This window comes from Treponema endosymbiont of Eucomonympha sp., assembly GCF_001028545.1.
Map to the genome: position 1 here is coordinate 1 of NZ_BBPW01000694.1, position 433 is coordinate 433.

The 433-nt window shown below is 57.0% G+C and carries 1 protein-coding gene; it reads left to right on the forward strand.

From position 1 onward, the window contains the following. Positions 1 to 50: 50 nt before the first annotated feature. The coding region (locus AWU74_RS08660) for a hypothetical protein (RefSeq protein ID WP_202966449.1) at positions 51 to 433 on the forward strand (383 nt) is incomplete at its 3' end.

Sequence of the window (433 nt, forward strand, 5' to 3'; positions counted from 1 at the left end):
GCGCGCTCGATCATCTGGTGTACGCGCGATAGGAGGGGCAATTCATTCCTTTGAGCGGTCAACTGGCCGAACTTCTAGCGGCTGATGGGCAATTAGAGGCAGCGTTGATTGCATCCGCCGAGTCGTTGGAAAGGACGCGTAAATCCGAAGCATTTTGGTGGTTGCCTGAAGCCTTGCGGATCCGCGGCGATGTCATCGCGCAAGCGGACGGAGGCTTCTCCCAGCTGGCCGAAAATCATTTGCGACAATCGATCGAGATTTCCGCGAAGCAGGCCGCCCTGGAGTGGGAACTACGGGCAGCGACCAGCCTGTCCATATTACTTCGCGATGCCGGGCGGGATGAAGAGGCAGCTCATACGCTTCACGGAACGGTATCGAATTTCGTGGAGGGTTTCGAAACCATACCGTTCCGACGAGCGAAAGCATTGCTGGA